Origin of the sequence: Kitasatospora sp. MAA4, from assembly GCF_029893355.1 — a bacterium.
Taxonomy (GTDB): domain Bacteria; phylum Actinomycetota; class Actinomycetes; order Streptomycetales; family Streptomycetaceae; genus Kitasatospora.
Map to the genome: position 1 here is coordinate 19,765 of NZ_JARZAI010000048.1, position 12,897 is coordinate 32,661.

At 72.5% G+C, this 12,897-nt stretch carries 10 protein-coding genes; 6 read left to right on the forward strand and 4 right to left on the reverse strand.

Annotated elements, in window-relative coordinates; translation table 11 throughout:
* The first annotated feature begins 211 nt into the window (after positions 1–211).
* A complete protein-coding gene (locus P3T37_RS35960) occupies positions 212–1,567 on the forward strand; it encodes a ricin-type beta-trefoil lectin domain protein (RefSeq protein ID WP_280728180.1) in 1,356 nt (451 codons plus the stop codon).
* Between the two features lie 38 nt (positions 1,568–1,605).
* Here the strand turns inward: P3T37_RS35960 and helR are convergent, their stop codons facing one another.
* Together helR and P3T37_RS35970 are read right to left on the reverse strand one after the other, a co-directional pair.
* The gene (gene helR, locus P3T37_RS35965) at positions 1,606–3,777 is read right to left on the reverse strand and encodes an RNA polymerase recycling motor ATPase HelR (RefSeq protein WP_280728181.1); all 2,172 of its coding nucleotides are present in this window, start codon (positions 3,775–3,777) and stop codon (positions 1,606–1,608) included.
* A gap of 250 nt (positions 3,778–4,027) precedes the next feature.
* Positions 4,028–5,203 (reverse strand): glutamate--cysteine ligase, encoded by a 1,176-nt coding sequence (locus P3T37_RS35970; protein WP_280728182.1) that lies wholly within the window; start codon positions 5,201–5,203, stop codon positions 4,028–4,030.
* 311 nt (positions 5,204–5,514) lie between these two features.
* Between P3T37_RS35970 and P3T37_RS35975 the strand changes: the two genes are divergently transcribed.
* The 4 genes from P3T37_RS35975 to P3T37_RS35990 all read left to right on the forward strand — a co-directional run bounded on the left by P3T37_RS35975 (position 5,515) and on the right by P3T37_RS35990 (position 9,860).
* Positions 5,515–7,212: an FAD-binding oxidoreductase gene (locus tag P3T37_RS35975; protein WP_280728183.1), complete on the forward strand. Its 1,698-nt coding sequence runs from the start codon at positions 5,515–5,517 to the stop codon at positions 7,210–7,212.
* Between the two features lie 57 nt (positions 7,213–7,269).
* Positions 7,270–8,100, forward strand: a complete 831-nt coding sequence (locus tag P3T37_RS35980) for a hypothetical protein (RefSeq protein WP_280728184.1) — start codon at positions 7,270–7,272, stop codon at positions 8,098–8,100.
* Between the two features lie 241 nt (positions 8,101–8,341).
* On the forward strand, positions 8,342–9,358 hold the full coding sequence (locus P3T37_RS35985) for a hypothetical protein (RefSeq protein ID WP_280728185.1): 1,017 nt from the start codon (positions 8,342–8,344) through the stop codon (positions 9,356–9,358).
* Positions 9,359–9,443: 85 nt separating this feature from the next.
* Entirely contained in the window at positions 9,444–9,860 is a 417-nt protein-coding gene (locus P3T37_RS35990) for a hypothetical protein (RefSeq protein WP_280728186.1), read from the forward strand.
* A 203-nt stretch (positions 9,861–10,063) separates the two neighbouring features.
* Here the strand turns inward: P3T37_RS35990 and P3T37_RS35995 are convergent, their stop codons facing one another.
* Positions 10,064–10,663, reverse strand: a complete 600-nt coding sequence (locus P3T37_RS35995) for an HtaA domain-containing protein (protein ID WP_280728187.1) — start codon at positions 10,661–10,663, stop codon at positions 10,064–10,066.
* Between the two features lie 176 nt (positions 10,664–10,839).
* Here P3T37_RS35995 and lysA point away from each other — a divergent pair, with 176 nt between their 5' ends.
* Positions 10,840–12,189 (forward strand): diaminopimelate decarboxylase, encoded by a 1,350-nt coding sequence (gene lysA, locus P3T37_RS36000; protein WP_280728188.1) that lies wholly within the window; start codon positions 10,840–10,842, stop codon positions 12,187–12,189.
* Positions 12,190–12,240: 51 nt separating this feature from the next.
* Here the strand turns inward: lysA and P3T37_RS36005 are convergent.
* Positions 12,241–12,897: RICIN domain-containing protein (locus P3T37_RS36005; protein ID WP_280728189.1), on the reverse strand; the 657-nt coding region annotated here is incomplete at its 5' end.

Here is a 12,897-nt window from a genome sequence, read left to right on the forward strand (position 1 = left end):
GGATCGAGCGCAGGACGTGGACCAGGCCCGTCGTCGACGCGTTGGAGCGTCCGGGAACACGTGACTCTCGCCGACAAGAGCTGGACGGTGATTCGCCTCCGTGGGAGCCCTGGCGTCCAGGAAGTGAAGTAAGAACCAGGAATGTCCGGCTTCTTGACGCGCTGCTCCGTAAAGGAGTTGAATCCACGTCAGTCGATTCAGGGAGCTGCTGATGCCTTCCCGGACCATCCACCCCACCGCCGCTTCTGCCCCGCCTTGCAGGTCGGACCTGATACCTCGGCGCTGGATCGCCGGCTCGTCCGTCCTCGCGCTGCTGGCCGCACTCGCCTTCGTCGCCGCCCCGGTGCGGGCCGAGGCCGTCACGGTGCCGCCGGCGCCGTCCGGTTGGACGACGGTGTTCAGCGACGACTTCGCCGGGCCCGCGGGCAGCGCGCCGTCCAGCGCCAACTGGACCTACGACACCGGTCCTGGTGCGAACTTCGGCACCGGCGAGATCGAGACCATGACCAACTCGACCGCCAATGTCCACCTCGACGGTAACGGCCATCTCGACATCACCGCGCTGAACAGCGGCGGCAGTTGGACCTCGGGCCGGATCCACACGCCCAGCGCCCTGGTCGGTGCGCCGGCCGGCGGGAAGCTGGAGGTGACCGCGTCCATCCAGCAGCCGGGTCCGGCCGGCGGGGCCGGCTACTGGCCCGCGTTCTGGATGTTGGGCCCCGGCCAGTGGCCCGAGAACGGCGAGATCGACATCATGGAGGACGTCAACGCACTCGCCGAGGTCGCCGGTACCATCCACTGCGGTACCTACCCCGGCGGTGTCTGCAACGAGGGCAACGGCATCGGCAGCGGACTGCGGTCCTGCCCCGGCTGCCAGGGCGGGTTCCACACCTACTCGATGATCCTCGACCGCACCGACACCTCGGCGGAGGCGATCACCTGGTATCTCGACGGGTCCGCCTACTTCAGCGTGAACGAGGCCCAGGTCGGTGCCGGGACCTGGCAGCAGGCCTTCGACCACAACCTCTCCATCATCTTCGACCTGGCCATCGGCGGCGGCTTCCCCAACGGCGCCTGCGGCTGCACCACACCGACCGCCGGCACCAGCTCGGGCGGGACCATGAGCGTGGCCTCCGTCGCCGCCTACACGACTACGGGGTCCGGCGGCGGAACGGGCGGCGGGACGGCAGGCCCGGTCGTCGGCTACGGCGGGCTCTGCCTGGACGACCGCAGCGCGAACACCGCCGACCTCAACCCGGTCCAGGTCTACACCTGCAACGGGTCCGCCGCGCAGCAGTGGACGTTCGTCCAGGCGGGCACCACCCTGCACGTGCTCGGCAAGTGCCTGGACGTCAACGGCGGCGGCACCGCCAACGGCACCACCGTCGACCTGTACACCTGCAACAGCACCGGCGCCCAGGTCTGGATACCGAGGTCCGACGGGTCGCTCTACAACCCCCAGTCCAACCGGTGCCTGGACGACACCGGCTGGTCCACCAGCCCGGGCACCCAGGTCCAGATCTGGGACTGCGCTGGCAGCGCCAACCAGCAGTGGAAGCTGCCCTGATGCGGGGGTGCCAGGCGTCAGGCGTCAGGAGTTAGGAGTCAGGAGCTCGTGAGGATGACGAGTTGCCGGGTCGCCCGGGTCATTGCGACATAGCGGTCGACCGCTCCTTCGACGCCCGTGCCGAACGCCTGCGGGTCGATGAGGACGACCAGGTCGAACTCGAGCCCCTTCGCGAGCTCCGGGGTCAGCGACCGGACGCGCGACGTCGCCCGGAACGTGCCTGCGTCACGAGCGCCGATCACGCAGGCGATCCCGTCGGCGTGATCGGCGAGCCAGGTGTCGAGGACCGACTCCAGCTCCGCAACCGATCCGTGGACGACGGGGATGCCGCTGCTGCGGATGGAGGTCGGCACGTTGGCGTCCGGGAGCTCGGCGCGGATGACCGGCTCGGCCTGCGCCATGACCTCCTCCGGCGTCCGGTAGTTGATGCTCAGCGAGGCCACCTCGATCCGGTCGAGTCCGATCCGTTCGAGCCGTTCCCGCCACGACTCGGTGAACCCGTGCCTGGCCTGGGCGCGGTCCCCGACGATAGTGAAGCTCCGGGACGGGCAGCGCAGCAGCAGCATCTGCCACTGCGCGTCGGTCAGTTCCTGGGCCTCGTCCACGACGATGTGGGCGAACGGGCCGGCCAGCGGCTCCGGGTCGGTGGTGGGCAGCGCGCTCTCGTCGGTCAGGCTGTCCCGCAGATCCTGTCCGCGCAGCATCGTCACCGCGCCTTCGCCGTCGTCGTCGGCCTGGAGCAGGTGGTCGATGACGTCGGCCATGCGCTCGCGCTCGGCGGCGACGGTGGCGTCGTGCCGGCGCTTGCGCGCTGACGCCTGCGGGTCTCCGAGCCGCTGCCGGGCGGCGTCCAGGAGCGGCAGGTCGCAGACCGTCCAGGCCTGGGCGTCCGCGCGCTGGAGCCTGCGCACGTCCGCGGGGCTGAGCCGGGGAGCGCACTTGCGCAGGTAGGCGGGTACCGTCCACAGATCTCCGACGAGGTCGGTCGGCTCGATCATCGGCCAGGCGCGGTTGAGGGCCGTGATCAGCTCCCTGTTCTGCAGCAGCGACCGCCGGAGCTGCTCGGGCGGGGCGTCGCTGTCGTCCTTGTCCATCAGGATCGTGAGCAGCTCCTCGCGGATCTGGTCGCGCGCCTCGTTGTGCGGAGTACCCGGTTCGACCGATGCGAACGCGACCGCCCAGTCGTCGGCGCTCAGCCAGACGTCGGACCAGTGGGTCGAGACCGTCATCCCCTCGCCGGGCGGCTCCTCGTAGATGCCGACGGCCGGCTCGATCGCCTTCACCAGGTCCGCGGACGCCTTCAGACGGGCCACCTCCGGGTCGCTCTCGACCCCTGCTCCCGCTCCCTCGGCGACCAGGTCCCGCAGGGTGCAGGTCTGCACGCCCTCCTCCCCGAGGCTGGGGAGGACGTCGGCGACATAGTCCAGGTAGGGCTGGTGCGGACCGACGAACAGCACGCGGCCCCGACGGTGGCCGAGGCGGGGGTCGGAGTAGAGGAGGTAGGCGGAGCGGTGCAGAGCGACCACGGTCTTCCCCGTCCCCGGACCGCCGTCCACGACCAGAGCGCCGCGGGATCCCGCCCGGATGATGGCGTCCTGGTCGGACTGGATGGTCGCGAGCACGTCCCGCATCCGGGCCGACCGGTTGCCGCCCAGGCTGGCGATGAAGGCGGACTGGTCGTCGAGCGCGGCGTGCCCTTCGAGCCCGTCGGCGGTGAACACCTCGTCCCAGTAGTCGCTGATCCGGCCGCGGGTCCAGCGGTACCTGCGGCGCCTTGCCAGACCCGCCGGGTTCGCGTGCGTCGCCGCGAAGAACGGCTCGGCCGCGGGGGAGCGCCAGTCGAGCAGCAGCCGGCGCCCCGCGCTGTCGGTGAGCCCCAGCCGTCCGACGTACACCGGCTCGGGGCTCTCCGCGCTGACCATGTGCCCCAGGCACAGGTCCAGCCCGAAGCGACGCAGGGCGCGCAGGCGGCCGGTCAGCCGGTGGATCTCCAGGTCCCGGTCCATCGCCTCCCGCCCGACGCCGCCAGGCGCCCTGCGCTCGGCATCGAGACGGTCGGACAACTCGGCGATCGCCTGCTCAAGGCTCTCCGCGATAGCCGCGAAGTGCCGCTCGTCGCCGCTGATCAGCGCCGGGGCGGCCTTGGGGGAGAGGCGCGAGAGGTGCTCGGGAAGGGCGAACGCGCTCGCAGTGGTGGTCAGGGGATTCATGTCATCAGCTCCGATCCGAGGCCGCCAGAAACCGACAAATGCGCATGCACTTCGCGAATCTCCCAATTCGTCAGGTTCTGGCCTCGGTCGGCGATTCTGCCGCACCACCGGGGTCTTGCCGCAAGCCCCCCGGTGCGATATAGATTGAGAGTGGCAAGAGGTGGGTATTTCCCTTTGCCCTCAGAGCTCATACTTGCGGCTTGGACAGCTACGACGGCACCGTGACGACCGGTCGGGCGGTCGCGTTCCCTCACGCCGCGACGGCGGCGCCTGGTGGTGGCGGGTCCGGTTGCGGGGTGGGGCCTGTTGTGGTGAGGTCCGCCAGGTGGTCGACGACGCCGCGCAGGGTTGTGTGGTGGGTAAGTGCCGAGCGCTGGCGGTCGGCGCCCGTTCCGTTCCGCAGTACGTGGGCGGTCAGTGCGTGGGCTCGGGAGAGGTCGCCGGCTGCTTCCAGGCCCGGTGCGGCGCGATCGAGCAGCCGGGCGAGAAGGCGCGGCATCGCGGCGGGCTCGCCGGTGACCGGATCGAGTCCGGTGCCCCGCAGCCCTGCGAGGGCGGCCCGGCGGTGCGCGGCGTGCAGGGCCGCCTGCGCAACGCGCGGGCAGCCGGCGCCGCTGCGGGCCTCCGTCAGAAACACCTGGGTGAGGCCGCGGACGAGGACGGCGAGCAGGACCGTGACGTCGATGTCGGCGTTCACGTCGGCGATCCGGACCTCCAGGGTGGGCAGGTGCTCGGAGGGGCGGGCGAACCAGTAGACCATCCGGCGGTCGAGGATCACCCCTGAGGCGACCAGCCGGTCGACGAGGCGCTCGTAGCCGCTCTCGGTCAGTACCGGCGGCGGTCCGAAGGTCGGCCACCCGCTGTAGTGCACCACCCGGCTGCTCGCCAGGCCGCTGTCGCGGCCCTCGCAGAACGGCGAGTTGGCGCCGAGCGCCTGAAGGACCGAGAGCCAGGGCCGCAGCCGGTTGGCCACCGCGAGTGCCTCACTCCTGGTCAGGTCGCCGATGTGGACGTGGCAACCGCATATCTCACCGCCCACCTGGTCCGCCACCGGCCCGAGCAGCGCGGCGATGCGCCGGTAGCGGCCGGTGTCGGTGACCGGCAGCGGGTGGACGCTGGGGAGCACGGCCGAGCCCGATGCCACCAGCAGGCAGCCGGCGCGGGAGGCCGCTGCCGCCATCGCGCGGCGCATGCCGGTCAGCTCCCCGTACAGGGCGGTCGCGGCCCGGACCGGTGGCGTGCAGCCCTCGACCTGGGTGGTGTAGAACTCGCTCTGCGCCCGATCGCCGAGCACCTGGGAGGCGTCGACCAGTACCTGGCCCGCCCGCGGGGCGCTGGTGCCGGTCGCGGCGTCCACGAGGAGGAACTCCTCCTCGACGCCGAAGCGCAGCGCCGGCACGGGCGCTGGTACGGGCGACGTGGGCACCCGGGTCACCTCCGTACGTCCGGTGGCTCGCCATCCCACCTGCGCAGGGGGCGGGGGGAGAGGGCGGAAGGGTGGGGGAGTGCGATCCGCAGATCGGGTCAGCCGTTCAGGCGTGTGCCCGAACGGCACGGGCCGAAACGCCGGCCGCTCCGGGCGGCGGCGGTGGCAGTGGCAGTGGCAGCGGCGACGGCAGTTCCGCTGTGGGTGCCAGGCCGGTGAAACCGATCGGTGCGAGGATCGCGTGAATGCAGGTGGACGTGATGGCAGGGCGCCGTCTGCGGGACAGCGGCCGACGAGCTGGGAGTTCGACCATGCAGGACGACAGCGGCGACCCGTTGGACCAGTGGGCGGGGCCGAGCGGTCCGGGCCCGGACCGGCGGCGTCTGCTGCGGCTCGGCGCGGGAGCGGCCGCGGCAGCCGCGCTGGCGGGGTGCAGCGCGGTCGGGCGGTCCGCGGGAGCGGCCACCGGCACGCCCACAGGCGCCGGTGCCGCGGGCCCCAGCGCCCCGCCCTCGACGCCTCGGAACGGCCCCGCGACGCCGCAGTCCGCCCAGCCCGGCCAGTCCGGCCAGTCCGCCGGGCCGGCCGACTGGGCGGCGCTGGCCAAGGACCTCCAGGGTCCCGTGGTCCTGCCCGGTGACAGCCGCTACCCGGCCGCGGGCCAGCTGTACCAGCCGCAGTTCGACGTCCTGCGGCCGGGCGCCATCGTGTACGCGGCGAGCGCCCAGGACGTCGTCACCTCGCTCGCATTCGCCCGTCGGTTCACCGTCCCGGTCGCGCTGCGTAGTGGCGGGCACAGCTACGCCGGCTGGTCGTCGGGGACGGGCATGGTGCTGGACGTCAGCAGCATGAACGCGGTCAGTTCCTCCGGCGGTTCGGCCACCGTGGGCGCGGGGAGCCGCCTCATCGACGTCTACACCGAGCTGGCCGCCCGCGGGGTGACGATTCCGGCCGGCTCCTGCCCCAGCGTGGGGGTGGCAGGGCTGACGCTGGGCGGTGGGATAGGCGTCACCAGCCGGGCGTACGGGCTGACCTGCGACAGCCTGACCGGCGCTCAGGTGGTGACCGCGGACGGCCGGATCCGGCAGGTGGACGCGCAGACGGATCCGGACCTGTTCTGGGCGCTGCGCGGCGGGGGCGGGGGCAACTTCGGCGTCGTCACCTCCTTCGACTTCCGTACCAGCCCGGCGGTGGACTGCGCGTACGGTTTCCTCTCCTGGCCGTGGTCGTCCGCGGCGGCGGTGGTGGCGGCCTGGCAGGCGTGGGCGCCGAGCGCTCCGGACCAGCTCTGGGCCAACCTGCATCTGCTGGCCTGGCCGGACGGTCGACTCCAGGTCACCGCGACGGTCAACTACCTGGGATCGCAAGGTGAGTTGGCGAACCAGATCGACCGACTGGCGGTCCGTCCCGCAACCGTCTCGCTGCACTCGGCGTCCTACCTGGCCACCATGCAGGTGATGGGCGGCGTCGCGGGCTGGTCGCAGGCCGCCGCGCACCTGCCGGGCACCCTGCCGGGCCGCAGTCCGCAGGGCCGGCTGACCCGCGAGTCGTACGCGGCCCGCTCCGACGTCTACACCCGGGCGATCAGCACCAGCGGCATCGCGACCCTCACCGCGGCCGTCCAGCGCTACGCGCACACCGCGCCGCAGGGCGGGAGCGCGGCGGTGGCCTTCGACGCGCTGGGCGGCGCGGTCAACCGGGTGGCGCCCGGCGACACCGCGTTCGTGCACCGCGACGGGCTGTTCATCGCCCAGTACATCGCCAACTATCCCGACCCGGGGGCTGGTTCCGGCCCAGCGGTGGAGCAGTCAGCTCGCTGGCTGCAGGACGTCTGGTCGGCCATGCGGCCCTACACGAGCGGGGAGGCCTACCAGAACTATCTGGACCCGCAGCTGGCCGGCTGGCAGCAGGCGTACTACGGCGCGAACCTGGCACGCCTGCGGCAGGTGAAGCAGGCCTACGATCCGCAGGGCCTCCTCCGCTTCCCCCAGGGGGTGCCCGGCGCCTGAGCTTGCGGCCCGTCAATTCGGTGGCGGCCCGGCTCCGGTGTTGGCCATTCTGGGCGGATGGGTGATCGTGCGAACTTTGTTGTCGTCCGTGAGGGCGGTGAGTACGAGCTGTACCTGTCGCGGTTCGGGGCGGTGGGGATCGACCTCGACCTGCTGGCGGGGCCGGCGGAGGCGCTCTCGCTGGTCGGGCGCCTGAAAGCGTCCGACTGGTGGCTGGACGATGTGCACTGCCAGGGGGCGGGGTTGATCGACCTCGGCCGTAAGGTGCTGATGCTGTTCGCCTGGGAGGGGCCGAGCGCCGTGATGCGACACCGGGCCGCGACCCTGGAGCTGTTGCGGGAGGCCTGGGTTGGATGGGACGTGCGGTGGATGTACGACGGCCCCGCTGAGTTGCGGACCTACCTTGGGCTGGACCCCGGACACGTCCGTGATCGGGAGAACAGGATCTTCGTGGGGCCGCTGCTCGAACCGGGTGACGAGGAACTGGCTGACCCCGAGCCGATGGTCGCGGTGGTGACGGTCGGGGCGGACCGCTGCTACCTGCTGGCGAACATCAACGACCATCCGGTCCGGGAGGGGGCTGCCCTGCTCGACCGGCTGGCGGGCGGCCCGGAGCACGGGGTGTGCCAGGTGTCGGCTGATGCCGGGATCCACGTCGATCCGCTGCGGCGCCGGGTGGGCTGGTGGGTGCTCGGGGCGTCGGCGCAGGCGTACGAGATGCCGCAGCGATGGCCTGGCTGGACGGTGGAGTTCTGGCAGGACCGCTGGGAGGAGCACGTCCGGATGGGTGCCGGCCGGTTCCAGCCGCCGCCGGTCGACCGGGAGCGCGCGCTGACGGAGGTGCGGAGAGCTGCCGAGCGCCGACGGGAGGCCCGGCCCCACCCGTAGCGGCCGAGTCAGGAATCGGCTGGGCCGGAAACCTCTCAATTGTTTTGAAGTTCCTCTGAGTTGACCTTCTTGACCGCGTTCTGGCAGCTGGCTACGCTCGCCGCGACCCGCAATCGATCGGGTTCCCCCCCAGGTTTCGCGCCACCACGGCCCCGGCCGCCCCCTGCCCGCAGTACCCCTGCGGGTCACCGGCCGCGCCTGACGCACGCCCCATCGACCACCCTCATCGAAGGGCATTACCTTGCTGCGTTCGATTCTGCACGCCCCCACCCGGCGCACCTCCGCGAAGGCAACCGGCCTGGCAGCCGTCTCGGCCGCCGCGCTGGCCGCCACCGCCCTGCTCGCCGCTGCTCCGGCGGGCGCCCAGGTCCCGGAGACCGTCGGCCACGCTCTGCACACCCGGTCCGCGGCCCCGGCCGCCACCGGCAACAACCTGGCCTACGGCGGCGGCAACATCGTCACCAACCAGAAGATCTACATCGTGTACTGGGGAAACCAGTGGGGCACCGGCTCCACGGTCACCAACGACCCCTCGGGCGAGGCCGCGCTGCAGCTCTCCTTCTTCCAGCACGCCTACGGCGGCGGCGACAGCTGGTCCAACTCCCAGACGCAGTACTGCCAGGGCGTGGCCGTCGGCACCACCCAGTGCAACGGCGCGGGCACCGCGGTGGGCCACCCGGCCTCGAACCCGGTGGCCGGCACCTGGCTGGACAGCTCGGTCAAGGCCCCGGCCAAGCCCGGCCAGACGGCGATCGCCGCCGAAGCCGCCAAGGCCGCCGCACACTTCGGCGTCTCCGGCGACAACGTCCAGATCATCGTGGACGCGGCACACGGCGTCGTCCCGTCGGGCTTCGGGACCCAGTACTGCGCCTGGCACGACCACACCAGCACCAGCGCCGGCAAGGACCTCCCGTACACCAACATGCCGTACGTCTCCGACGCCGGCGCCGGCTGCGGCGCCAACTTCGTGGCCACCGGCAGCAGCGGCGTCAAGGGGGCGACCGAGGGCGTCACCATCGTCGGCGGCCACGAGTACGCCGAGACCCTCACCGACCCGGCGCCGAGCAGCGGTTGGGTCGACAGCACGGGCTCCGAGACCGGCGACAAGTGCGCCTGGGTCGCCAGTGGCCAGGGCGCCTCGTCGATCATCAGCATGAACGGCGCCAAGTACGCCGTCCAGTCGCTGTGGAGCAACAACTTCAACGGCGGCGCCGGAGGCTGTGTCAGCTCCTACAGCAGCGCCACCAACCAGCACTGACGTTCCGTCAGCGGTGGCGCGCCGCGACCGCGGCGCGCCACCGCGCCTTCCCGATCCAGCTGAAAGGACGCATGTGAGGACGCATGTGTCACCCCGCGCGACGCTCTCGGCCCTGGTGATCGTGCTCGCCGCAGGCTGCTCGGCGGCGCCGGCCCACCCCGCCGCGCAGACGTCCGCGGCGTGCCGGCAGCCGCCCGAGGCGGTGCTGCCGCGCACGGCCGGCACGCTCACCGAGGCCGACTCCGGCGTCTTCTGCCTGTCGGTGGGCAGCCGGCTAGCCGTCTTCCTCACCCCGCCGTCGGGCGACCCGGCGTCAGCCGGCCGCTGGAGCGCCGTGGTCAGCTCCGCCCCGCCCGTACTGACCGACGCCGGCGCCGGGATGCTCACCGCTCCCGTCGGCGTCACCCCGGGGATCTTCCAGGGCGCGAGCGCGGGCGAAGCCCGGCTGACCAGCGGCACCGCGGCCGGTGGGAGCTGGCAGGTGACCGTCGTGGTGTCGTAGCCGACCGCGCGGGCCAGGGCGGCGGGGTCGCCCGGTGGTGCCAGCAGGCCGGTGGCGCCGGGCTCTACCAGGTCGGGGATGCCGTTGACGCAGGTGGCCGCGACCGGGCGGGCTGCGGCCAGGGCCTCGGACGAGGGCCTTAGGGAACCCGGGCGCGGGACCCTGGCGGACCCTGGGGAATCGCCATGAGCCCCTCGCGGTGCTCAGGAACCGAAGCCGCCCAGCGGGTTGGTCAGGGTGCCCTTTCCGGTGAAGTCGAAGAGGGCCTCGCCGGGTGCCACCGGGCTGTGGGTGAAGGAGGCGGTGAAGGCGTCGGCGCCCGGGGAGGTGAGCCTCAGCGCGATGGGAGAGCTCGTTGCGGCGGTCGTCGGGGTGAGGACGACCTTGGTCGGGTCGATGGTGAAGTGCACGAAGTCGATGCTGGTGGCGGGCGCGCCGTCCACCGAGACGTCCGCGCTGTCCGCCCGGTTCGTGACGCTGATCCGCAAGTTGGTCACGTCGAGCGTGTGCCCGGCCCCGGCGAACTGCATCCCGCCCTGGAGCGGGAGGTCGCCGGAGAGCAGGTCCATGGAGAGTGCGCCGGAGCCGGGGAAGGTGACGCAGTTGCCGGCGCTCTGCGCCGCTCCGGTGCCGGTCAGCGTGACGCCGTCCGTGGCCAGCGACTGCGCGGCGGCTTGGGTCAGGCACAGGGTGGCAGTGCCCTTGATCGGCAGCTCGGGGCCGGCGGCGGCGGCGGTCGCGCCGAGTGCGGCCACGGCGACGAGGGTGAGTACGACCGTGCGGTTGTTCTTGAAAATCGTCATGCCCTGCCCAACGAGCCTCCTTGCCGCCCGCAGCGGTTCGTCCACGATGATCACCCGTAAGAGGTACGTCAAAGTGGCCCCCGATCGCGTAGCCGGCGCGTCAGGGACCGGTGTCATGGGTGCGGATCGGGTCTCCACTGGTGAGGGCAGTCCCCCTTGACGAGGAGCGCAATCCCATGACCGTCACCTTCGCCCGACCGCTCGCCGACCGCTCGCTCGAAGGCGGTGCGGTGGGCAGTCCGTGGCCCGCGTCCGCCCGTACGGCTCCCGGTGGGGAACTGCTGCTCGGCGGCGTGGGGTTGGCCGAGGCCGCCGACCGCTTCGGCACCCCGCTGTACGTCCTGGACGAGGCCGAGGTCCGCTCCCGCTGCCGGGCCTACCGCGAGGCCCTGCCGCAGGCCGAAGTGCTGTACGCCGCCAAGGCGTTCCTGTGCAGCGCGATGGCCGACTGGGTGGCCGAGGAGGGCCTGGGGCTGGACGTCTGCTCGGTGGGCGAGCTGCGGCTGGCGGCGGCGGCCGGGTTCCCGCCGCAGCGGATGCTGCTGCACGGCAACGCCAAGAGCCCCGAGGAGCTGCGGCTGGCGCTGCGGTTGCGGGTGGGCCGGATCGTGATCGACGGCCTGGCCGAGATCCCGCGGCTCGCCGCGCTGGCGGTTGCGGACGAGGCGCAGCGCGTGCTGGTCCGGGTGCTGCCGGGCGTGGCGGCCGGTCACCACGCGGCTGTGCGGACCGGGGTGGCGGGGCAGAAGTTCGGCTTCCCGATCGAGGGCGGCGACGCGGCGGAGGCGGTGAGCCGGGTGCTGGCGCAGCCGAGCCTCAGCCTCGCCGGGCTGCACTGCCACCTGGGGTCCCAGATCACCGAGGTCGAACCCTTCCTGGAGGCGGTCGACCGGGTGGTGGCGCTGCTCGCCGGGATCCGCGACCGGCACGGCGTCGAGCTGCCCGAGCTGGACCTGGGCGGCGGCCACGGCGTGCCCTACCTCGCCGATGAGCCGGAGCTCGACCTGGCCGAGTTCGCCGCGCGGGTCGGCGAGCGGCTGGCAGCGGCCTGCGCCGAGCACGGGCTGAGCGTGCCGCGCCTGCTGGTCGAGCCCGGCCGCGCGGTGGTCGGGCCGGCGGGAGTGGCGCTCTACCGGGTGCTCGCGGTCAAGCACGGCACGGACGGGCGGGTGTTCGTCGCGGTGGACGGCGGGATGAGCGACAACCCGCGCCCCTCGCTCTACGGCGCGCGGTACACGGTCCGCCTGGTCGGCCGGGCCTCGACGGCCGAGCCCTGGGAGGTGGACGTGGTCGGCCGGCACTGCGAGGCCGGCGACGTCCTGGTGCCGAACGCGCAGCTGCCCGCCGACGTCCGGGCCGGTGACCTGCTGGCCGTCCCGGTGGCCGGCGCCTACCAGCTGTCGATGGCCTCCAGCTACAACCTGGTCGGCCGCCCGGCCGTGGTCGCCGTCCGCGACGGCCGGGCCCGCCAGTTGATCCGCCGGGAGACCGTGGAGGACTTCCTGAACCGCGAGGTCGGACGCTAGCTCAGTAAGACGTCCCGACCCAGCGGGCGCCGGGTCGGGACGAGCCGGCTGCTACTGGAGCGTCCACTGCTGGTTCGAGGCGTTGTTGCAGGTCCAGACGCCCAGGGCTTTGGCGTCCTCGTCGTAGGTCAGGCAGTCCTGGTCGGTGATCCGGATCTGGTACTGGCCGCCGCCCTGGCTGACGAGCTGCCACTTCTGCTCGTCGGCGCCGGTCCACGGCTTGGCGTCGGCGTCGTAGGTCTTGGTGTTCTCGGTCAGCGCGAGTCCGGACACGGCGCTGGTGATCTCGTAGCGGCCGTTGCCGACTGCGGTGAACTGCCAACCTGAGTTCTTGGCACCGCTGTTGCCGGCGAGGACCGAGGGGCCCGAGGCGGACCCGGTGGCGATCGGGCCCCGGCCGGTCTTCACCTTGGGGTAGCGCAGACCGGCTACGGTGCCACCACTGCCGTCGCCGCTGCCCTGGTGCGCGGGTGTGCCGGGGGTGGCGGTACCGCCGGTGCTGACGCCCGGGACTGTGCCGGGGGTGGCGGGGACGCCCGGGGTGGCGGTACCGCCGGTGCTGACGCCCGGGACTGTACCGGGGACCCAGGGGGAGACAGGGGTGCCGGTCGGCGGAGTGTCGCCGGAGCTGGCGGCCGGGGTCGTGATGGCGCGGGCGGGGAAGTGGATGATGCGCTCGCTGTCGGTGCAGCGGATCAGGACGCAGGA

Excerpts from the sequence above, each read along its gene's own strand:
- P3T37_RS35960 (WP_280728180.1), top strand. The coding sequence starts at position 212 with ATGCCTTCCCGGACCATCCACCCCACCGCCGCTTCTGCCCCGCCTTGC.
- helR (WP_280728181.1), bottom strand. The coding sequence starts at position 3,777 with ATGAATCCCCTGACCACCACTGCGAGCGCGTTCGCCCTTCCCGAGCAC.
- P3T37_RS35975 (WP_280728183.1), top strand. The coding sequence starts at position 5,515 with ATGCAGGACGACAGCGGCGACCCGTTGGACCAGTGGGCGGGGCCGAGC.
- P3T37_RS35980 (WP_280728184.1), top strand. The coding sequence starts at position 7,270 with ATGGGTGATCGTGCGAACTTTGTTGTCGTCCGTGAGGGCGGTGAGTAC.
- P3T37_RS35995 (WP_280728187.1), bottom strand. The coding sequence starts at position 10,663 with ATGACGATTTTCAAGAACAACCGCACGGTCGTACTCACCCTCGTCGCC.
- lysA (WP_280728188.1), top strand. The coding sequence starts at position 10,840 with ATGACCGTCACCTTCGCCCGACCGCTCGCCGACCGCTCGCTCGAAGGC.